The sequence below is a fragment of the Streptomyces sp. NPDC085944 genome, assembly GCF_040686295.1.
Classification (GTDB): domain Bacteria; phylum Actinomycetota; class Actinomycetes; order Streptomycetales; family Streptomycetaceae; genus Streptomyces; species Streptomyces salinarius.
Map to the genome: position 1 here is coordinate 445842 of NZ_JBFBJX010000005.1, position 20599 is coordinate 466440.

A 20599-nucleotide genomic window follows, 5' to 3' on the forward strand; every position below is an offset into this window, starting at 1 on the left:
GCGTGAGCTCCTTGCGAGTACGGCTCGTTCGGGTCCGACCCCGGCGAGACCGTAGCGCTGCCGCAAGGCTTGCAGCAAGACTTGCGAAAGTAACGGAAAGGATTTTCACAGGACTTGCCCGCCTCACCCGGCAGCGGCGGACGTGCGAAGGGCCCGCCGCCTCCCCGTGGGAAGCGGCGGGCCCTTCGACGGTCCGAGGGGTTGTCAGGCGCGGGTCCACCACACCGTGGTGTCCGCCGGGACCTTCGCCTCGCCGGCCGTCTCGGTGATCTCGCCGCTGGCCAGCAGGACGCGGCCGTAGGCGGGCATCGCGACCGACTCGCCGGTGGTGTTGGCGACGCAGACGAAGTCGCCGCGGCGGAAGGCGACGACGCCCTCGGGGGCGCGCAGCCACTCCACCGCGTCGCCCGCGCCGAGGTCGGCGGTGGAGCGGCGGACGGCCAGGGCCTCGCGGTACAGCTCCAGGGTGGAGCCGGGCTCGCCGGTCTGCGCCTCGACGCTCAGCTCGCCCCAGCCCGCCGGCTGCGGCAGCCAGCTGCCGCCGGTGCCGAAGCCGTACGAGGAGCCCTCGCGGGTCCACGGGATCGGGACGCGGCAGCCGTCGCGGAAACCGTCCTGGCCGGCGCCGCGGAAGTACGCCGGGTCCTGGCGTACCTCGTCGGGCAGGTCGACGACGTCCGGGAGGCCCAGTTCCTCGCCCTGGTAGACGTAGGCCGATCCGGGCAGGGCCAGCATGAGCAGGGTCGCGGCGCGGGCCCGGCGCAGGCCCAGGGCGCGGTCGCCGGCCAGGCGGATCTGGGTGCCGAGGCCCGCCGGGTTGGCGAAGCGGGTGGCGTGCCGGGTGACGTCGTGGTTGGACAGCACCCAGGTGGCGGGGGCGCCGACCGGGCGCATGGCGTCCAGGGTGCGGTCGATGACCGTGCGCAGTTCCTCGGCGTCCCAGTGGGTGCCCAGGTACTGGAAGTTGAAGGCCTGGTGCAGTTCGTCGGGGCGGACGTAGTTGGCGGTGCGCTCGACGGTCGGGGTCCAGGCCTCGGCGACGAAGATCCGCTCACCGGAGTACTCGTCGAGGATGCGGCGCCACTGCCGGTAGATGGCGTGCACGCCGTCCTGGTCGAAGAACGGCATGACATCGTTGCCCAGCAGCTTCAACTGCTCGTGGGAGCCCAGGTCGGGCAGCCCCTCGGCCTTCACCATGCCGTGGGCGACGTCGATGCGGAAGCCGTCCACGCCCATGTCCAGCCAGAACCGCAGGATGGAGCGGAACTCGTCGCCGACGGCCGGGTGCTCCCAGTTGAAGTCGGGCTGCTCGGGCGCGAAGAGGTGCAGGTACCACTCCCCCGGCGTGCCGTCGGGCTCGGTGACCCGGGTCCAGGCGGGGCCGCCGAAGATGGACTCCCAGTCGTTGGGCGGCAGTTCGCCGTTCTTCCCCTTGCCCGGGCGGAAGTGGTAGCGGTCCCGCAGCGGGGAGCCGGGGCCCTCGGCCAGCGCGCGCTTGAACCAGTCGTACTGGTCGGAGGAGTGGTTGGGCACCAGGTCGACGATGATGCGCAGGCCCAGCGCGTGGGCGTCGCGGATCAGCGCGTCGGCGTCCAGCAGGGTGCCGAACATGGGGTCGACGGCCCGGTAGTCGGCGACGTCGTAGCCGGCGTCGGCCTGCGGGGAGGCGTAGAAGGGACTGAGCCACACGGCGTCCACGCCCAGGTCGCGCAGGTAGGGCAGGCGGGTGCGCACACCCTCCAGGTCGCCCATGCCGTCGCCGTTGCTGTCGGCGAAGCTGCGCGGGTACACCTGGTAGATGACGGCGTCCCGCCACCAGTCGTGGCGCTCGGAGACGGTGGCGACGGCGGAGGTGGGGGCCGGTGCGGCGGAAGGCTGCTGGCTCATGTCGTCCTTGGTACGTAGCGAAACGGAGCGGAACGGAGTGGAGGCGTCGGTGGCGGAAGAGGCGGCCGGCCGCGGTGCAGCGGGGTCGGATGGGCACCGCGGCCGGACGTTTCCGGGTCGGGCTCTCGGCCCTGGACGGTCGGGCGATCAGCCCTTCGTGCCGCCCGCGGTGAGGCCGGTCACCAGGTTCTTCTGCACCAGGTAGAAGAACGCGGAGACGGGTATCGCGACGAGCACGGCGGTGGCCGCCATCAGGTTGCGCTGCGCGTCGTGCTCGCTGATGAAACTCTGCAGGCCGACGGCGAAGGTGTACTTCGTGTCGCTGAGCATGAACGTCGAGGCGAAGGCGACCTCGCCGAAGGCGGTGATGAAGCTGTAGAAGCCGGCGACCGCGAGGCCCGGCCGGGCCAGCGGCAGGATCAGCCGGAAGAAGGTGCCGAACGGGTTCAGCCCGTCCACCCGCCCGGCCTCGTCGATCTCGAACGGGATGGTGTCGAAGTAGCCCTTGAGCAGCCAGGCGCAGTACGGCACCGCGGTGGAGCAGTAGACGAGGATCAGGCCGAGGTAGCTGTCGATGAGCTGGAGCTTCGACAGGAGCTGGTACATCGGCACGATCAGGACCGCGATGGGGAACATCTGGGTGACCAGCAGGACCCACATGAGCTTCTTGTAGCCGGGGAAGCGCATGCGCGAGACCGCGTAGCCGGTCGTCGCGGCGACCAGCACACCGATGACGGTGGTGCCCAGCGAGACGAGCAGCGAGCTCTTCAGCCAGTGGAAGAAGTTGGTGTCCTGGAGCACGAACGCGTAGTTGTCGAAGGTCATCTTCGACCAGATGCGCCCGGGGTGCAGGTAGTCGTTCTTGTCCGGGCCGAGGGAGAGGTAGACCAGCCAGGCGACCGGGAAGAGCGCGACGAGGCTCGCGAGGGTCAGCACGCCGTGGGAGGCGAGGGACGCGGCGCGGCTGCGTTCGCCGCGGCGGCGCACCTTGCGCGGCGGCGCGGTGGACGCGGTGACCTGCTCGGCGGGCGCCTTGGTGGGTGCGGTGCTTGTACTCATGGCGGCTCCTGCCTCAGTTCGCGAGCTGCTGCTCATTGCGGTTCAGCCAGCGGCGGTAGAAGGAGGTGAAGACGATCAGGATGGCCAGCAGCAGGATGCCGTAGGCCGCGGACTGCGCGAAGTCGCGCGGCTGCTGTCCGAAGCCGAGCTGGTACGCCCAGGTGACGAGGATCTGCGCGTCGGGGGCGGTGTTGCCGAACAGCAGGAAGATCACGGCGAACTGGTTGAAGGTCCAGATGATGCCGAGCAGCACGACGGTGGAGCTGACCGAGCGCAGACCGGGCAGGGTGACGTAGCGGAAGCGCTGCCAGGCGCCCGCCCCGTCCATCTCGGAGGCCTCGTAGAGGCTGTTGTCGATGGACTGCAGGCCGCCCAGGAGCGAGACCATCATGAACGGCACACCGCACCAGGTGTTGACCATGATCGCGGAGAACCGCTGCCAGAAGGTGTCCTCGAGCCAGGCGGGCGTCGGCAGGTGCAGCCAGTCCAGGGCGGAGTTGACGATGCCGGCGTCGGCGAGCATGAAGCGCCAGCCGAAGACGGTGACGAAGGTGGGCACGGCCCAGGGCAGGACCAGGATCAGCCGGTACAGGGTGCGGCCGCGCAGCTTCTGGTTGAGCAGCAGGGCGAGCCCGAGGCCGATGAAGAAGTGCAGGCCGACGCAGACGGCCGTCCACACGATGGTCCAGACGAAGTGCGACCAGAAGCGGTCGTAGGCGGTCGGGCCCCACAGGATGTCGGCGTAGTTGTCCAGGCCGACGAACTTGTAGGTGGCCTCGATCTCGTTGACGCCGATGGTGCGCGCGCTGTTGAGGCTGTTGGCGTCGGTGAGGGTGAGGTAGAGGCCGTACCCGAGCGGGTACAGCACGAGGACGCCGATCACGACGGCCACCGGCGCGATCATGGCGTAGGCGTACCAGTGCTTCTGGTAGCCGTCTTTCAGACGCCGGCCGAGGCCGGGCCGCGGGGCGCGGTCACCGCGGCGCTTGCCGGTCGCGCGGTCGATGGTGACTGTCATGGTTCGACACCTTCGGGAGCGATCATCGGGAGGATCGACGGATCAGGGGTGCGGCGCAGGCCGGTGGCCGCCGGGTCCCTCCCTGACGGTGGGGACCCGGCGGCCACGCGGACTCACTTGCTGAAGTCCGGCACCAGCTTGGCGATCGCGGTCTCGGCGTCGCCCAGACCCTCGTCCAGGGACTTCTTGCCACCGGCGATCTGGGGCAGTTCGTCGTCGAGCGGCGTCCACAGGGAGCTGTACTCGGGCAGCGCGGGGCGCGGCTGGGCGGCGGGCAGGACCGTCTGGAAGCCGGCGATGCCCGGGTCGGCCTTGACCTTGGCGGTGTAGGCGTCGTCGCGGGTCGGCAGCGTGGAGTTCTTCAGGGCGACGGTCTCCTGGGACTTCGCCGAGGTCATGAACTTCACGAGCTTCAGCGCCGCCTCCTGGTGGGCCTTGTCCGAGCCGGCGTAGACCGACAGGTTGTGGCCGCCGGTCGGGGCGCCCGCCTTGCCGGTGGAGCCGGCCGGGACGGTGGCGATGCCGAGGTTGTTCTTGTCCTTGAAGGCGGAGCCCTTGTAGAAGTTGGTGATCTCCCACGGGCCCTGGACGATCGAGGCGACCTTGCCGCTGACGAACGCCTCCTGGATGTGGGCGTAGGCGTCCGCCGTGGTGTCGGCCTTGTGCAGGCCCTTGCCGTCGAACAGGCTCAGCCAGGTGCCGTAGGCCTTCTTGGCCTCGGGCGAGTTGACGGTGACCTTCTTGGCGTCGGCGTCGACCGTGTCGGTGCCCTCGCCGTAGAGGAAGGGCTGCGCGTAGTAGCCGGCCGTGGAGGCCCAGTAGCCGTCGACGCCGGTCTTGTCCTTGATGGTGGCGGCGGCCTTCTTCAGGTCGTCCCAGGTCTTGGGGGCCTCGACGCCGGCCTTCTCGAACAGTTCCTTGTTGTAGACGAAGGCAAGGGTGTCGGTGACCAGCGGGACGCCGTAGGTCTTGCCCTCGTACTTGGCCTGCTCGATCAGGTTGGGCTGGAACTTGTCCTGCTCGGCGAGGGCCTCGGTGCCGTCCAGCGGCAGGAAGAAGCCCTTCTTGGCGAAGGCGGGCGTCCAGCCGACCTCGGAGCGCAGCACGTCCGGGGCGCCCTTGGAACCGGCGGCGGTGTCGAACTTGTTCTGCGCCTGGTCGAAGGGCACGTTGACGAAGTTGACCTTGATGCCCTTGTTGGCGGCCTCGAACTCCTTGACCAGGGCCTTGTAGGTCGGCGCCTCGTTGGTCGCGTTGGAGGTGTCCCAGTAAGTGATGGTGACCGGTCCGCCGGACTCGCTGTCACTGTCGCCGTCCCCGCCGCACGCCGTCGCCGCGAGGGCGAGGGACGCCACCAGAGCGGTGGCCGCTATGCCACGCCGCATGAGTTCTCCTTGAGGGTGAAAGCCCGTGTGGTGCAGGGTGCGGGCCCGTCCGCCGCTCCTGCCGACACCGACCGCGTCCTTGCCGCCGTCGGGCGACGTGAACGTAACAGCGTTGAAAGCCCGGCGAAAGGTCTTGCAGCAAAAATGTGCAAGAGATCTCCGAAGTTATCCGGGCGTGACCTCTCGGCGACCGTCGTGAGACGCTTGTTTACGGGGCCCGAGCGGTATCGGGCCGGTTGTGCAAGACTCTGCAAGCTCTTGCCACCACTTTCACGAGGGAGCGCGATGACGCAGCAGCCCGCGCCGGGCCGTCCGACGGGCCGCCCAACAGGCCGCCCACGGCGCCCGATCGGTGTGCAAGGAGGCGGCCGACAGGTACAGTCCACCCCTGTGACCACACGGCTTGCCGACATCGCCGCCCAGGCGGGAGTGAGCGAAGCGACCGTCAGCCGCGTCCTCAACGGGAAGCCCGGCGTCGCCGCCACCACCCGCCAGTCCGTGCTCGCCGCCCTCGACGTGCTGGGGTACGAGCGGCCCGTGCGGCTGCGGCAGCGCAGCGAGGGCCTGGTCGGCCTGATCACCCCGGAGCTGGAGAACCCGATATTCCCGGCGCTGGCCCAGGTCATCGGCCAGGCGCTGACCCGCCAGGGCTACACCCCGGTCCTCGCCACCCAGACGCCGGGCGGTTCCACGGAGGACGAACTGACCGAGATGCTGGTCGACCGCGGGGTCGCCGGCATCATCTACGTCTCCGGACTGCACGCCGACACCAACGCCGACATGCAGCGCTACGAGCGGCTGCGCGCCCAGGGCGTGCCGTTCGTCCTCGTCGACGGCTTCTCGTCGCAGGTGCAGGCGCCGTTCATCTCCCCCGACGACCGGGCCGCGATGAGCCTCGCGGTCACCCACCTCGTCTCGCTCGGCCACACCCGGATCGGGCTGGCCCTCGGGCCGAAGCGGTTCGTGCCGGTGCAGCGCAAGATCGAGGGGTTCGTGCGCACCGTCCAGGAGCAGTTGGGCCTGGACGCGGAGACGGTGGAGAAGGAGCTGGTCCAGCACTCGCTGTACACCCTGGAGGGCGGCCAGGCGGCGGCCTCCGCGCTCATCGGGCGGGACTGCACGGCGGTGGTGTGCGCCAGCGACATGATGGCGCTGGGCGCGATACGGGCGGCCCGCCGGCTGGGCCTGGACGTGCCCAAGGACGTCTCGGTCGTCGGCTTCGACGACTCGCCGCTGATCGCCTTCACCGACCCGCCGCTGACCACCGTCCGCAAACCGGTCCCCGCGATGGGGCAGGCGGCGGTGCGCACCCTGCTGGAGGAGATCGGCGGGACACCCGCGCCGCACAGCGAGTTCGTGTTCATGCCGGAGCTGGTGGTGCGCGGCTCGACGGCGTCGGCGCCGAGCGAGCGCGGCCGGCCCTGATCCCCCGGCCCCGGGACGCCGGATGCGGGCCGGACCGGCCTGGGGGATGATCGGTGGGAGAAGGCTTTTCTGGCAGACTTCATGCCTATGGGTGACGTGACCGTGAGGACTGGGGAACGCCTCGAGAACGGTGTTCCGCACCCCGTCACCGAGACGACGGGGAAGGGCCTCCTGCGCCGGCTCCGCACCCCGCGCCGGCCCCGCCTCTGGTTCGAGATCCTGCTGATCGCGCTCAGTTACTGGACCTACTCCCTCGTCCGCAACGCGGTGCCGGAACAGCGGACCGCGGCTCTGCGCAACGCCGACTGGATCTGGCGCGTCGAGCAACAGCTCGGCATCGCCGTCGAGGAGACCGTCAACCACGCCGTGAACTCGGTGACTTGGCTCGTGGTCGGCATGAACTACTACTACGCCACGCTGCACTTCGTGGTGACCCTCGGTGTCCTGGTGTGGCTCTACCGCAGTCATCCGGGGCGCTACGCGGCGACCCGTCTGGTGCTCTTCGCGACGACGGGCGTCGCCCTGGTCGGCTACTACCTGTATCCGCTCGCCCCGCCCCGGCTGATGACCGGCGGGCACTTCATCGACACGGTGATGGTCCACGAGACGTGGGGGTCGATGGCGTCCGGGGACCTGAAGAACATGTCCAACCAGTACGCCGCGATGCCGTCGATGCACATCGGGTGGTCGGTGTGGTGCGGCCTGACGATCTTCGCGCTGGCCTCGGTGCCGTGGGTGCGGGTGCTGGGGCTGGTGTACCCGGCGCTGACCCTGGTGGTGATCGTGGCCACGGCGAACCACTTCTGGCTGGACGCGGTGGGAGGCTTGGCGTGTCTGGCGTTCGGGTACGGGGTGGCTTACCTCTGGTACGGGAGCCTGCCGTATGCCTTGCCGTCCCAGCTGCGGGCAGTCGCGCATCCCCAAGTGCCTGAACGGCCTGGGAGGTACCCCCAGGGGCGGCACGGGTGGGCGCAGCGGCACCGGGCAAGCGCCGGACCGCGCGACCCACAAGCACCAGCGGCGGTGACGCGGGGGCGCGGCCGAGGCGGCAGCCCTCACGCGTAGAACAGGTCCTCCACCACCGTCCGCGCCCGGCGGGCCGTGCGGCGGTACTCGTCGAGCATGTCCCCCGCGTGGCCCGGCCCGTGGCCCAGGTAGCGGCCCACGGCCGCCAGCTCGCGCGGGTCGGTCGGGAAGGTGTCGCCGGCCCGCCCCCGGACCAGCATCACCGCGTTGCGCACCCGCGTGGCCAGCACCCACGCCTCGTCGAGGGTCTCGGCGTGCTCCGCCGACACGAACCCCGCGTCGCGCGCGGCGGCCAGCGCCGGGCGCGTCCTGGTGGTCCGCAGCCCGGCGACCTCGTGCCCGTGCCGCAGCTGGAGCAGCTGCACCGTCCACTCCACGTCGGACAGGCCGCCGGGACCCAGTTTGGCGTGCAGCTTGGGGTCGGCACCGCGCGGCAGCCGCTCGGACTCCATCCGGGCCTTGAGCCGCCGGATCTCCCGGACGGCGTCCTCGGTGAGCCCGCCCGCCGGATAGCGCAGCGGGTCGATCAGCTCGACGAAGCGCCGCCCCAGGTCCTCGTCGCCGGCGACGAACTCGGCCCGCAGCAGCGCGTGCGACTCCCACCCGAGGGACCAGCGCCGGTAGTAGGCCTCGTACGACTTGAGGGTCCGCACCAGGGGCCCCGACCGGCCCTCGGGCCGCAGGTCGGCGTCGATCAGCAGGGGCGGGTCGGCGCTCGGCACCTGAAGCAGGCGGCGCATCTCGGCGACGACCTTGTTGGCGGCGTCCCCCGCCTCCCGCTCGTCCACCCCGTCGCGGGGCTCGTGCACGAAGAGCACGTCGGCGTCGGAGCCGTAGCCCAGCTCGTGCCCGCCGAAGCGGCCCATGCCGATGACCGCGAACCGGGTGGGCAGGACGTCGCCCCACTTGTCCCGTACGACCGCCCGCAGCGTCCCCGCCAGCGTCGCCGCCGTCAGGTCGGACACCGCGCCGCCGACCAGGTCCACCAGGGCGCCCTGGTCGGCCTCGACGGGCTGGGCCTCGGTGCCGTAGGAGCCGACGATGTCGGCGGCGGCGGTGCGGAACAGCTCCCGGCGCCGTACGCCGCGCACCGCGGTGACGGCCTGTACGGCGTCGTCGGCGCGGCGGACCGCGGCCAGGGTCTCCTGCTCCAGCTGGGCCCGCCCGCGCGGCCGCAGTCCCCCGGCGACCCCGTCGCCGAGCAGCGCGACGGCCTCCGGGGCCCGCATCAGCAGGTCGGGCGCGAGCCGCCCGGCGGACAGGACGCGGGCGAGGTTCTCGGCGGCGGCGCCCTCGTCGCGCAGCAGCCTGAGGTACCAGGGGGTGGTGCCGAGCGCGTCGGAGACCTTGCGGAAGTTGAGCAGCCCGGTGTCCGGGTCGGCGGAGTCGGCGAACCAGCCGAGCAGCACCGGCAGCAGGGTGCGCTGGATGGCGGCCTTGCGGGTGACGCCGGACGCCAGCGCCTCCAGGTGCCGCAGGGCGGCGGCCGGGTCGGCGTAGCCGAGGGCGACCAGGCGCTCCCGGGCAGCCTCGGGGCTGAGCCGGGCCTCGCCGGGGGCGAGCTGGGCGACGGCGTCGAGCAGCGGCCGGTAGAACAGCTTCTCGTGCAGCCGGCGTACGACGGAGGCGTACCGTTTCCACGCCCTCAGCAGCCCCGTCACCGGGTCGGTGCGCAGGCCCAGCGAGCGGCCGAGGCGGCGCAGGTCGGCCTCGTCCTCGGGCACGAGGTGGGTGCGGCGCAGCCGGTGCAGCTGGATGCGGTGCTCCATGGAGCGCAGGAAGCGGTACGCCTCCTCGAGCTGGGCGGCGTCGGTGCGGCCCACGTAGCCGCCCGCGGCGAGCGCCTCCAGCGCGTCCAGGGTGGTGCCGCTGTGCAGGGAGGTGTCGGCCCGTCCGTGCACCAGCTGGAGGAGCTGCACGGCGAACTCGACGTCCCTGAGGCCGCCGGGGCCCAGCTTCAGCTGTCGGTCGACCTCGGCGACGGGGATGTTCTCCACCACCCGGCGGCGCATCTTCTGCACGTCGGGGACGAAGTTCTCGCGGTCGGCGGCCTGCCACACCAGGGGCTGGAGGGCGGCGACGTACTCGGCGCCGAGGCCGGGGTCGCCGGCCACCGGGCGGGCCTTGAGCAGCGCCTGGAACTCCCAGGTCTTGGCCCAGCGCTGGTAGTAGGCGACGTGGCTGGTGAGGGTGCGCACCAGCGGGCCGTTGCGGCCCTCGGGGCGGAGGTTGGCGTCGACCGGCCAGATGGAGCCCTCGACGGTGGTCTCGGAGCAGATCCGCATCATGTGCGAGGCGAGCGCGGTGGCGGCCCGCAGCGCCTTGGTCTCGTCGACGTCCACGCCGTCGGCGGGCTCGCCCACGAAGATCACGTCGACGTCGGAGACGTAGTTCAGCTCGTGTCCGCCGCACTTGCCCATCGCGATCACCGCGAGCCGGCACCGCGCCGCGTCCTCGGGCGCGGCGGCCTCGGCGAGGGCCAGGGCGGCGCGCAGGGTGGCGGTGGCGAGGTCGGCCAGCTCGGCGGCGGTCTCGGCGACGTCGATCGTGCCGCACACGTCGCGGGCGGCGATGGACAGCAGGCAGCGCCGGTAGGCGACACGCAGGGAGACCGGGTCGGTGGCCTCGGCGAGCCCCCGCTCGAACTCCTCGACCCCGCGGTGCAGGTCCCGCGGCTCGTACGTCACCAGGGCCTGCCAGTCCCCGGCGTGCCGGGCGAGGTGGTCGCCGAGCGCCTCGCTGGCGCCGAGCACTCCGAGGAGACGGTCGCGCAGCGGCTTGGCCGCTATCAGGGTGTCCAGCAGCTCCTGCCGGGCCGTGGGGTCGGGCTGCGCCTCCAGGAGCCGTACCAGCCCGTGCAGGGCGAGGTCCGGGTCGGCGGTGGCGCCCAGGGCCTCCAGGAGGACGGGGTCCGCGCGCAGCTCGGCCAGCTCGACGCCGTCGAGGAGCCGTTCGGCGGCGGAGGGGTCGGTGAAACCGTGCCGCAGCAGTCGCGTGAAGGTACTGCTCCTGCGCCCCGGCGCCGTCATCTCGGCCTCCTGTCGCACCGTGCGGGCCAAGGGCTCCGCGGGATCAAGGTCGTACGGGCCGAGCGTAACCGGGGAACGGCGCGCGGGCGCCGGGGCTGCGCTTTCGCTCTTCCAGTGGCCCGCTCCGGACTCGTACGATATCTTGTACAAGCCGAGGAAGGGAGGCACTGGTATGTCCATCACCGCCAGCGAAGCCCGTCAGAACCTGTTCCCGCTGATAGAGCAGGTCAACGAGGACCACGCCCCGGTGCACATCACCTCCCGCAAGGGGAACGCCGTGCTCATGTCCGAGGAGGACTTCACGGCGTGGACGGAAACGGTGCATCTCCTGCGCTCGCCGCGGAACGCCCGGCGCCTGCTCGACTCCATCGCGGAGGCCGAGGCGGGCGAGGCCCGGGAGCGCGAGCTGATCGACCCGGACGCGGAGCGGGCGTGAGGATCACTTTCACGTCCCACGGCTGGGAGGACTACGTCCACTGGGCCGAGAGCGACCGGAAGGTGACCAAGCGGATCAACAGACTGATCAGCGACATCACCCGTGACCCGTTCAAGGGCATCGGCAAGCCGGAGCCGCTCAAGGGCGACCTGTCGGGCTACTGGTCACGGCGCATCGACGACACGCACCGTCTTGTGTACAAGCCCACCGACGATGTCCTGATCATCGTCCAGGCGCGCTACCACTACTGACACCGCGACCGACGAAACCCGAGGAGTCATGCCATGGACTTCACGCTCGAAGTCATCCCGCTTCCCGTCTCCGACATCGACCGCGCCCGGGACTTCTACCGGGACAAGGTCGGCTTCCACGTCGACATCGACCAGGAGGTCATGCCGGGCATGCGCATCGTCCAGCTGACGCCCCCGGGCTCCGGCTGCTCGGTCGCCCTCGGCGACGCCATCTGGGACATGGCACAGGGACAGACCCGGCCGGAACCGGGCTCGTACCAGGGCCTCCAGCTCTGCGTCGCCGACATCAAGGCGGCCCACGCGGAGCTGACCGCGCGGGGCCTGGAGGTGTCGGAGCCGGTGCAGTACGCCCCGGACGACGGCGCGACCTTCATGTACTTCAAGGACCCGGACGGCAACGGCTGGGCGATCCAGGAGTACCGGCGCCGGGTGGCGGAACCGCTGCACAAGGTGCTGGCCGACCTCAAGCGCGAGGACTGACCGGGCGGCGCGCGGCCGCCGCGGGCCCGCCCGGCCGGCCGGGGGCGCGCCCCCGGCGGAGGTTTCGGCTCCCCGGCCCCGCCTGCCGGGATCTCACGTCCGCGGCTTCGCGCCCCGCTCGGCCAGCAGGTCGGCCATCAGCCGGATCTCCGACTCCTGGGACTCCACCATGCCCTGGGCCAGCCGCTTCTCCACGCCGACCGTGCACCGCTCGACGCACCCCTTCGCCATGTGGACGCCGCCCTTGTGGTGCTCGGTCATCAGCTGGAGGTAGAAGATCTCGGCCTGCTCGCCGTTCAGCGTGCCGAGCTTCTTCATCTCCGCGTCGGTGGCCATGCCCGGCATCAGCGAGCCCTCGCCGGCGGAGGGCGCGTCGCCCATGCCCATCCAGGTCATCGGCGGGTCGGACGACACCTTGGGCAGCGCCCACAGGTCGAGCCAGCCGATCATCATGCCGCGCTGGTTGGCCTGGGTCTGCGCGATGTCGTACGCGAGCCGCCGCACCTCCTCGTCGTCGGTGCGGTCGCGCACGATGTACGACATCTCCACGGCCTGCTGGTGGTGGACCGACATGTCCCGCGCGAACCCGGCGTCCGCGGAGTCGGCGGACGGGACCCGGCTGCCGCCGTCGTCCCCGGCGACCGCGTAGGTGATGCCGCCGGCCGCGACGAGCGCCGCCGCCGCGGCACCGGCGATCCAGCCGGTCCGTTGCGCCGTCACTGGGAGAGTCCGTTGGTGCACGCGGCCCCCGGCTCGGGGGTCTGCTCGCCCTGGACGAACTTCTCGAAGAACTTGTCCACGTTCGGGTCGTCGGCGCCGGTCACCGTGCGCTGGTGCCCCCAGGCGGACAGCACGATCGGGTCCTTCTGCTTGCCGTCGGGGCTCATCAGCGAGTACGGCGTCTTCTTGACCTTGGCTGCCAGCTTCTCCACGTCGGCCTCGGGCGCCTTGTCGGAGTACGTCACCCAGACGGCTCCGTGCTCCAGCGAGTGCACGGCGTTCTCGTTGTTCAGCGGCTTGGTGTAGACGTCGCCGTTGCAGTTCATCCAGACCTGGTTGTGGTCGCCGCCGACGGGGGGTTCGACGGGGTAGGTCACCTTCTCGGTGACGTGGTTGCGGCCGAGGTCGCCCTCCCAGGTGCGCAGCCCGTCGGCGCCGGTGACGAGCTTGCCGGAGGTCTTCGTCCCGTCGCCCTTCGACTCCATGCCGTCCGAGTCGTCGGACTGCGAGCGGACCACGAGGACGCCGCCGACGACGAGAGCGGCGACGACCACGGTGCTGAGCGTGATCGTGAGGATCCGGTTGCGGCGGTTGCGGGCCTCCTCGGCACGCCGCATCTCGGCTATGCGGGCCTGTCGCGCCGTGTTGCTGCTCTTCTTGGCGGAACCCATGGGGTGTTGCCCTTCTGGGAAGACATCTCGGGACGGAGGAGCGTGAGGTCCGCTGATCGTAATGGGGCGAGGCCGGTCCTTCGTAGGGCGGGCACAGGATCTGTCCCGGCCGGATCGCAGGAATGGCCCGATCGAACAGGTGGCCTCTACGCTGCGGTCACGGGGTGGGCCGGCCCGGCGAGGTCGGCAACGCGTACGTAACGGCGCTGTGGTGTGATGCTCAGGTGCAGGGCCACCTCCCGCCGCATCGGAAACAGGCGGCCTGACCAGCAAGGATGGGGAAGCGGAAGATGGACAAGCAGCAGGAGTTCGTGATCCGGACGCTGGAGGAGCGCGACATCCGGTTCGTACGCCTGTGGTTCACGGACGTGCTGGGCTTCCTCAAGTCCGTCGCCGTGGCCCCGGCCGAGCTGGAGCAGGCCTTCGACGAGGGCATCGGCTTCGACGGCTCCGCGATCGAGGGTTTCGCCCGGGTCTACGAGTCCGACATGATCGCCAAGCCGGACCCCTCCACCTTCCAGGTCCTGCCCTGGCGCGCGGAGGCCCCCGGCACGGCCCGCATGTTCTGCGACATCCTCATGCCGGACGGCTCGCCGTCCTTCGCGGACCCGCGCTACGTCCTCAAGCGCGCCCTGGCCCGCACCTCCGACCTGGGCTTCACCTTCTACACCCATCCGGAGATCGAGTTCTTCCTGCTGAAGGACAAGCCGGTCGACGGCTCGGTGCCGACCCCCGCCGACAACTCCGGCTACTTCGACCACACCCCGCAGAACATCGGCATGGACTTCCGCCGCCAGGCGATCACGATGCTGGAGTCGATGGGCATCTCGGTGGAGTTCTCCCACCACGAGGGCGCCCCCGGCCAGCAGGAGATCGACCTGCGCTACGCCGACGCGCTCTCCACGGCCGACAACATCATGACGTTCCGCCTGGTCATGAAGCAGGTGGCCCTGGAGCAGGGTCTCCAGGCCACCTTCATGCCGAAGCCGTTCTCGGAGTACCCCGGCTCGGGCATGCACTCGCACCTGTCCCTCTTCGAGGGCGACCGCAACGCGTTCTACGAGTCGGGCGCCGAGTACCAGCTCTCCAAGGTCGGCCGCTCCTTCATCGCGGGCCTGCTGCGGCACGCGGCGGAGACGTCGGCGGTCACCAACCAGTGGGTGAACTCCTACAAGCGCATCTGGGGCGGCACGGAGCGCACGGCGGGCGCGGGCGGCGAGGCCCCGTCCTACATCTGCTGGGGCCACAACAACCGCTCGGCCCTGGTCCGGGTCCCGATGTACAAGCCCGGCAAGACCGGCTCGGCCCGCGTCGAGGTCCGCTCCATCGACGCCGGCGCCAACCCGTACCTGACCTACGCCGTCCTCCTCGCCGCCGGCCTCAAGGGCATCGAGGAGGGCTACGAGCTCCCGCCGGGCGCCGAGGACGACGTCTGGGCCCTCTCCGACGCCGAGCGCCGCGCCCTGGGCATCGAACCCCTCCCCCAGAACCTGGGCGAGGCCCTCGCCCTGATGGAACGCAGCGACCTGGTCGCCGAGACCCTCGGCGAGCACGTGTTCGATTTCTTCCTCCGCAACAAGCGCCAGGAGTGGGAGGAGTACCGGTCCCAGGTCACGGCGTTCGAGCTGAAGAAGTCGTTGCCGGTGCTGTAGGGCTGACCTGCGGGTGTCCAGGAGCGACAGACGTGAGGGCCGGCGGTCACGAACCGCCGGCCCTCGATGTGTCACACCCCGGGCGGCAAGCTGCGGGGTGCGGATCGGCGCCGAACAACCCGTGAATCTCCACGGGGTTCACCGACCGGTCTCACGTGGGGGATGCGATGGATGCCCTCCGGGGCGGCCTGTGGGCCTCGCGGCGCCCAACAGCCTCACGGCCTGAGCGGGCGGCGTGAAGATCCGGGCGCTTTCCCTGACCGCATTCACACACTGATGAACGCGGCGACGCCGGGCGGCGGCGGTCAACGGCTCGCAGATGGTCGGGCGTTCACCCCCGTGCTTTGATCGGTGCGCGGCACGCCGGCGGCTCCTTCGGAGGCCCCAAACTCCGGATGCCGGGCATGGGCGCCGCACCGCTCCCCTTCCCCACGAAAGGAACAGACCTGCCATGAACACTGTCCCCCAGGTCGCCACGGCCGAGCTCTCCGACACGGACCTGGACCAGGTGTCCGGCGGCATCAGCCTCACCGCGAGCGCGGCCCTCGTCGCGGGCGACGGCGCCCTCGCGGCCGGCCTCCACGCGGAGTCCGGCCCGTTCGCCCTCACCGGCGGCCTCGGCGTCTCGGCACCCTTCGGCGGCGCCTCGGCCCAGGGCGAGGCGCACACGACGATGGTCTGATCCCCGTCAGGGCGCCGAAGTCGCCGCCGCCCCCACGAACCCCGCCCACGCCGTCCTGGTGACGGCCAGGCGGGGGCCGTGGGGGCGCTTGGAGTCGCGGATGTGGATGGTGGCGGGGGTTATCGCGACCTCGACGCAGTCGTTGCCGTCTCCGCTGCTGCTGTAGCTGCTCTTGAACCAGACGGGACCGGGGGCATCCGAGGGGGCGGTGACGGGGATCATGACTCTCCAAGCATCTGCTCGATGACGGCCCGCGACTCTCGGGGCGTGAGAGCCTGGGCCCGGATCATGCCATAGCGCAGTTCGAGGATCCGGAGCTGTTTGGGGTCGGACACGGGCCGCCCGCTGAACGCCCCTTCGGAGCGCCCGACCGCCGTACCGTCGGGGAACTTCAGCACCTCGATCAGGCCGCCCGTGCCGAAGTGTTCGTCGCAGGCGGTCGGCATCACCTGAATCGAGACGCTTCGCAACTCACTCAACTCCAGCAGTCGTTCGAGCTGCCCACGCCACGCCATTCTGCCCCCTACGGGCCGCCGCAGCGTCGCCTCCTCCTGGACGAAGCTGAACGTCGGCGCCGGGGATCGCTCGAACACCGATCGGCGAGCCAACCGTGCCGCAACCATGCGCTCGGTCTCCTCCTCCGTGTACGCGGGCAGCCATGTGTCGAAGAGCGACCGCATGTGCTCCTCGGTCTGGAGAAGGCCGTGGATGTTGTGGTTGGCGTACAGCGAGATCTCGACCGCCGTGGCCTCCAGCTTCGCGAGCTCCCGCACCTGCTTGGGGTACCGGACCTTCTTCACGTCCTCCCAGGCCGCGGCGATGAGCCCACCCGCGTCGAGAACCTGGTCCGCCTTCTCCAGGTACTCCCGGCGGGGGATCCGCTTCCCGCCCTCGACCTTGTAGACGAGGTCCTCCCCGTAACCGACCGCCACCCCGAAGTCGCCCGCCCGCATGCCCACCGCCTCGCGGCGCAGCTTCAGCTGCCTGCCCACGGTGGTGAGGACGGCCACGCCCCACTCGTCGTCCGGGTCGACCTCCCAACCCGGTTCGTCCGCCCCGCCGTTCGTCGACATCCACACCCCTCCGCCGTACGCGTCCTATCGCGATGGGCGTCACGTTAGACGGAGAGGCAACGCAGGGTGACGGGATACGGGCATCATGTCACTCGGACGTGCGGCACCGTTCCCGGCGGCGTCGGCGGGCCGCGCCGCACGGGGCTTTCCGCCGACGCGCGCCGGGCGGTGGCCCGTCACCGCCGTACCGCCTCCGCCGCCTCCGGCACGTGCCCCGCGACCACGCGCTCGCGGCCGGGAGCCGGGGCGTGGGTGGCGTGGCGTCGGTCCACCGCCCAAGCCGTGCCCGCGACCGCCAGGCCGAGGACGGCCAGCGCCGCGCCCGCCGTCGCCGGGGAGGTGACGCCGAACCCGGCGGCCAGTGCGAGGCCGCCGATCCAGGCGCCGCCGGCGTTGGCGAGGTTGAAGGCGGCCTGGTTGGCGGAGGAGGCGAGGGAAGGGGCGGCCGCGGCCTTCTCCATCACCATCAGCTGGAGCGGGGACCCGGTGACGAAGGCGGCCATGCCGAGCAGGGCCACCGACGCGGCCGCCGTGACCGGCGTACGCATCAGGAGGGGGAACAGGGCGAGGACCACGACCAGGGAGGCCAGGCCGCCGAACAACGTGCCGCGCAGGGAATGGTCGGCCAGGCGGCCGCCCAGCAGGTTGCCCGCGGTGGCGCCGACGCCGAACAGGGCGAGCAGCAGCGTCACGCTGGTCTCGGCGAACCCGGCGGCGTCGGTCAGCATCGGCGTGATGTAGCTGTACGCGGCGAAGAGCGCGCCGAAGCCGGCGACCGTCGTGCCGAGCGCCAGCCAGACGGGCAGGGAGCGCAGGGCGGCCAGTTCGCCGCGCAGGCCGGTCGTGGGGGCGGGGGCGCTGTCGCGCGGGACGAGGAGGGCCAGCGCCGCGATCGCCGCCACGCCGATCGCGCTCACGCCGAGGAAGGTGGCCCGCCAGCCGAGCTGCTGGCCCATGGCGGTGGCGGCGGGGACGCCGACGATGTTGGCGACGGTGAGGCCCAGGAACATCAGCGAGACGGAGCGGGCCTTGCGTTCCGGCGCGACCATGCCGGTCGCGACGACCGCGCCGACGCCGAAGAAGGCGCCGTGCGGCAGGCCGCTGACGAAGCGTGCGGCCAGCAGGGAGAGCTCGCCGGGTGCCACGGCGGAGAGGCCGTTGCCCACCACGAAGAGCGCCATGAGGGCGATCAGGACGGCGCGGCGGGACATCCGGGTGGTCGCCGCCGCGAGCAGCGGGGCGCCGATGACGACGCCGAGAGCGTACGCGGAGACGAGGTGGCCTGCGGTGGGGATGGAGATGCCCAGGTCGTCCGCGACGTCGGGCAGCAGGCCCATCATCACGAACTCGGTGGTGCCGATGCCGAAGGCGCCCACGGCAAGGGCGAGCAGGGCCAGGGGCATGAAGGGTCTCGCCTTTCGAGAGCGGGTTCCGTACGGGGGGACGGGACACAGGGGGACGCCTGTATGTTCCCGTACGGAACAAAGGCTCTCAGGGCAGGTATTCCGCAGGCGAATTTCAGGAGGCCGTTGTGTCGACCTTCACACGCGCGGCGATCGGGAGGTGGTCGCTGCCGGTCGCCGGGAGGGTCCAGCTGGTCATGGGTTCCACGCCGGTGACCAGGATCTGGTCGATGCGGGCCATCGGGAAGGACGCCGGCCAGCTGAAGCCGAAGCCGTTGCCCACCGCGCCCTGCGGGGAGCGCAGCTGCGAGGTGATCGCGGTGAGCGAGCGGTCGTTCATGGTGCCGTTGAGGTCGCCGAGGAGGATCTTGCGGGGCAGCTTCTCGTCGGCGATGGCCTCGCCGAGGGCCTCGGCGCTCTTGTCCCGCTGCCGCGCGGTGAAACCGGCCTCCAGCTTCACCCGTACGGAGGGCAGGTGGGCGACGTAGACGGCGATCGGCCCGGACGGGGTGGCGACGGTGGCGCGCATCGCGCGCTTCCAGCCCAGCTCGATGTCGACCGGCTTCACCCCGCTGATCGGGTACTTGCTCCACAGCCCGACGGTGCCGACGACCTCGTGGTGGGGGTACTTGGCCCCCAGCGCCTTCTCGTACGTCGGCACGGCGGACGCCTTGAGTTCCTCCAGGGCCAGTACGTCCGCCCCGGCGGCGGCGACGGCGCGGGCGGTGCCCGCCGGGTCGGCGTTGTCGGCGTTGACGTTGTGCGTGGCCACCGTGAGGTCGCCGCCGGAGCCGGTCTTGTCGAAGAGCAGGCCGCCGAAGAGGTTGAGCCACACGCTCACCGGCAGCACCAGCGCGATCAGCGCCGTCGCCGACTTGCGGACCAGGGCGATCACCAGCAGGACGGGGATCAGCAGGCCGAACCACGGCAGGAAGGTCTCCGAGAGGCTGCCGAGGTTGCCGATGGTGTTCGGGATGTGCGAGTGGGCCGCCATGACGCCCGACAGGAGGAGCGCGACGGCGGCGGTGACCAGGCCCCGGCGCCAGATGCGGCGGTCGCCGCGCCAGCCGCTGACGGCCCGGTCGAACAGGCGCCGAATCCGGGTCTCCCGGCGCTCGGGGTCCGAGCCGCCGCCGTCCGTCTCCGTCATGTACGCCTGCTGCGCCATACCGTCGCCTCACTGCCTGCCGTGCACACCGTCGCCCCCTGTGACTCAGCACCATAGGGGATGATCGGTTCCGATCCCGCCGTCCCTCGACGGCCGTACGGGCACGAGGACGTACGGGCCCGTACGGGCAGTTCCGTCCGGCGCCCGGTCGGGCCGCTCTGTGACACGACGGGCACATTTCACCCCATGTGCCACCCATGACACGGGATGGCAGGCGATGGCGCGTGACGGAGGTCCCGGCGGGGGTCCCCTAGCCGTCGGCACGCCACAGGTGCCACCATGGAAGGGATCCGGGGACGCCGTCAGGGCGCCTCGAGATGACATGAAGGAGCCGTTGCCATGACGCAGCTTTCGGCTGCCCAGACGCCGCAGCGCACCCCCGCCGACGGGAGCAGGGCGCTGTACGGGGGCAAGATCAACCGCCGTATCACCGTCCGGGACATCACCGCCGCCAAGGAGCGCGGCGAGAAGTGGCCCATGCTCACCGCGTACGACGCCATGACCGCCTCCGTCTTCGACGAGTCCGGCATCCCGGTGATGCTCGTCGGCGACTCCGCGGGCAACTGCCACCTCGGCTACGAGACCACCGTGCCCGTCACCCTGGACGAGATGACGATGCTCTCGGCCGCGGTCGTGCGGGGCACCAGCCGCGCCCTGATCGTGGGCGACCTGCCCTTCGGCTCCTACCAGGAGGGCCCGGTGCAGGCGCTGCGCTCGGCGACCCGGCTGATCAAGGAGGCCGGGGTCGGGGCGGTCAAGCTGGAGGGCGGTGAGCGGTCGCACGAGCAGATCCGGCTGCTCGTCGAGTCCGGCATCCCCGTGATGGCGCACATCGGTCTCACCCCGCAGTCCGTCAACTCCATGGGGTACCGGGTGCAGGGCCGCGGCGAGGAGGCGGCCCAGCAGCTGCTGCGCGACGCCAAGGCGGTGCAGGACGCGGGCGCCTTCGCGGTCGTCCTGGAGCTGGTGCCGGCCGAGCTGGCCGCCGAGGTGACCCGGACGCTGCACATCCCGACCGTCGGGATCGGCGCGGGCCCGGACACCGACGCCCAGGTGCTGGTGTGGACCGACATGCTCGGGCTGACCGGCGGCCGGGTGCCGAAGTTCGTCAAGCAGTACGCCGACCTGCGCAAGGTCATGGGCGACGCGGCGAAGGCGTACGCCGAGGACGTCGTCGGTGGGACGTTCCCCGAGGACGAGCACTCCGTCCACTAGCAGACCATCGCGGTACGAC

General features: G+C 71.1%; 19 protein-coding genes. 8 read left to right on the forward strand and 11 right to left on the reverse strand.

From position 1 onward, the window contains the following. Positions 1–204 precede the first annotated feature (204 nt). From AB0P07_RS13000 to AB0P07_RS13015, 4 genes are all read right to left on the reverse strand, one after another. Entirely contained in the window at positions 205–1887 is a 1683-nt protein-coding gene (locus tag AB0P07_RS13000; protein WP_365549159.1) for a glycoside hydrolase family 13 protein, read from the reverse strand. A 147-nt stretch (positions 1888–2034) separates the two neighbouring features. Then, complete coding sequence (locus AB0P07_RS13005) at positions 2035–2946, reverse strand: ABC transporter permease subunit (RefSeq protein ID WP_365549161.1); 912 nt, start codon at positions 2944–2946, stop codon at positions 2035–2037. A 13-nt stretch (positions 2947–2959) separates the two neighbouring features. Continuing rightward, on the reverse strand, positions 2960–3964 hold the full coding sequence (locus tag AB0P07_RS13010; protein WP_365549164.1) for a sugar ABC transporter permease: 1005 nt from the start codon (positions 3962–3964) through the stop codon (positions 2960–2962). Positions 3965–4077: 113 nt separating this feature from the next. Then, complete coding sequence (locus AB0P07_RS13015; protein ID WP_365549166.1) at positions 4078–5349, reverse strand: extracellular solute-binding protein; 1272 nt, start codon at positions 5347–5349, stop codon at positions 4078–4080. A 390-nt stretch (positions 5350–5739) separates the two neighbouring features. Between AB0P07_RS13015 and AB0P07_RS13020 the strand changes: the two genes are divergently transcribed. Together AB0P07_RS13020 and AB0P07_RS13025 are read left to right on the forward strand one after the other, a co-directional pair. Continuing rightward, positions 5740–6774, forward strand: coding sequence for a LacI family DNA-binding transcriptional regulator (locus AB0P07_RS13020; protein WP_365549169.1), 1035 nt, complete (start codon positions 5740–5742; stop codon positions 6772–6774). A gap of 87 nt (positions 6775–6861) precedes the next feature. After that, complete coding sequence (locus AB0P07_RS13025) at positions 6862–7839, forward strand: phosphatase PAP2 family protein (protein ID WP_365549171.1); 978 nt, start codon at positions 6862–6864, stop codon at positions 7837–7839. Here AB0P07_RS13025 and AB0P07_RS13030 read toward each other — a convergent pair. Further along, complete coding sequence (locus AB0P07_RS13030; RefSeq protein WP_365549174.1) at positions 7830–10829, reverse strand: bifunctional [glutamine synthetase] adenylyltransferase/[glutamine synthetase]-adenylyl-L-tyrosine phosphorylase; 3000 nt, start codon at positions 10827–10829, stop codon at positions 7830–7832. The two genes, AB0P07_RS13025 and AB0P07_RS13030, sit on opposite strands and share 10 nt — an antisense overlap. Positions 10830–11001: 172 nt before the next feature. On the opposite strand from AB0P07_RS13030, the gene AB0P07_RS13035 reads away from it, so the two are divergent. Genes AB0P07_RS13035 through AB0P07_RS13045 form a run of 3 tightly spaced genes read left to right on the forward strand, consistent with a single transcriptional unit; the run spans position 11002 to position 11996 of the window. Then, on the forward strand, positions 11002–11265 hold the full coding sequence (locus tag AB0P07_RS13035; RefSeq protein WP_061445118.1) for a type II toxin-antitoxin system prevent-host-death family antitoxin: 264 nt from the start codon (positions 11002–11004) through the stop codon (positions 11263–11265). After that, positions 11262–11516, forward strand: a complete 255-nt coding sequence (locus AB0P07_RS13040) for a Txe/YoeB family addiction module toxin (RefSeq protein ID WP_134655433.1) — start codon at positions 11262–11264, stop codon at positions 11514–11516. The genes AB0P07_RS13035 and AB0P07_RS13040 overlap by 4 nt, the downstream gene beginning before the upstream one ends. A gap of 33 nt (positions 11517–11549) precedes the next feature. After that, on the forward strand, positions 11550–11996 hold the full coding sequence (locus AB0P07_RS13045) for a VOC family protein (protein ID WP_365549176.1): 447 nt from the start codon (positions 11550–11552) through the stop codon (positions 11994–11996). Between the two features lie 93 nt (positions 11997–12089). On the opposite strand, the gene AB0P07_RS13050 is transcribed toward AB0P07_RS13045, so the two are convergent. Beyond that, complete coding sequence (locus AB0P07_RS13050) at positions 12090–12716, reverse strand: DUF305 domain-containing protein (RefSeq protein ID WP_365549179.1); 627 nt, start codon at positions 12714–12716, stop codon at positions 12090–12092. Next, a complete protein-coding gene (locus AB0P07_RS13055) occupies positions 12713–13387 on the reverse strand; it encodes a DUF3105 domain-containing protein (protein WP_365549182.1) in 675 nt (224 codons plus the stop codon). The genes AB0P07_RS13050 and AB0P07_RS13055 overlap by 4 nt, the downstream gene beginning before the upstream one ends. A 290-nt stretch (positions 13388–13677) precedes the next feature. Between AB0P07_RS13055 and glnA the strand changes: the two genes are divergently transcribed. Further along, the gene (gene glnA / locus AB0P07_RS13060; protein ID WP_365549185.1) at positions 13678–15039 is read left to right on the forward strand and encodes a type I glutamate--ammonia ligase; all 1362 of its coding nucleotides are present in this window, start codon (positions 13678–13680) and stop codon (positions 15037–15039) included. Positions 15040–15490: 451 nt separating this feature from the next. Beyond that, positions 15491–15721, forward strand: coding sequence for a hypothetical protein (locus AB0P07_RS13065; protein WP_365549188.1), 231 nt, complete (start codon positions 15491–15493; stop codon positions 15719–15721). A gap of 6 nt (positions 15722–15727) precedes the next feature. Here AB0P07_RS13065 and AB0P07_RS13070 read toward each other — a convergent pair whose 3' ends face one another. From AB0P07_RS13070 to AB0P07_RS13085, 4 genes are all read right to left on the reverse strand, one after another. Beyond that, a complete protein-coding gene (locus AB0P07_RS13070) occupies positions 15728–15943 on the reverse strand; it encodes a DUF397 domain-containing protein (RefSeq protein ID WP_228955873.1) in 216 nt (71 codons plus the stop codon). Then, the gene (locus tag AB0P07_RS13075) at positions 15940–16794 is read right to left on the reverse strand and encodes a helix-turn-helix transcriptional regulator (protein WP_365549191.1); all 855 of its coding nucleotides are present in this window, start codon (positions 16792–16794) and stop codon (positions 15940–15942) included. The genes AB0P07_RS13070 and AB0P07_RS13075 overlap by 4 nt, the downstream gene beginning before the upstream one ends. A gap of 176 nt (positions 16795–16970) precedes the next feature. Beyond that, positions 16971–18197 carry an MFS transporter gene (locus AB0P07_RS13080; protein WP_365549194.1) on the reverse strand — a complete coding sequence of 409 codons (1227 nt, stop codon included), beginning with the start codon at positions 18195–18197 and terminating at the stop codon, positions 16971–16973. Between the two features lie 115 nt (positions 18198–18312). Next, entirely contained in the window at positions 18313–19365 is a 1053-nt protein-coding gene (locus AB0P07_RS13085) for an endonuclease/exonuclease/phosphatase family protein (RefSeq protein WP_365549197.1), read from the reverse strand. 339 nt (positions 19366–19704) lie between these two features. Between AB0P07_RS13085 and panB the strand changes: the two genes are divergently transcribed. Next, positions 19705–20580: a 3-methyl-2-oxobutanoate hydroxymethyltransferase gene (panB, locus tag AB0P07_RS13090; protein WP_365549200.1), complete on the forward strand. Its 876-nt coding sequence runs from the start codon at positions 19705–19707 to the stop codon at positions 20578–20580. Positions 20581–20599 lie beyond the last annotated feature (19 nt).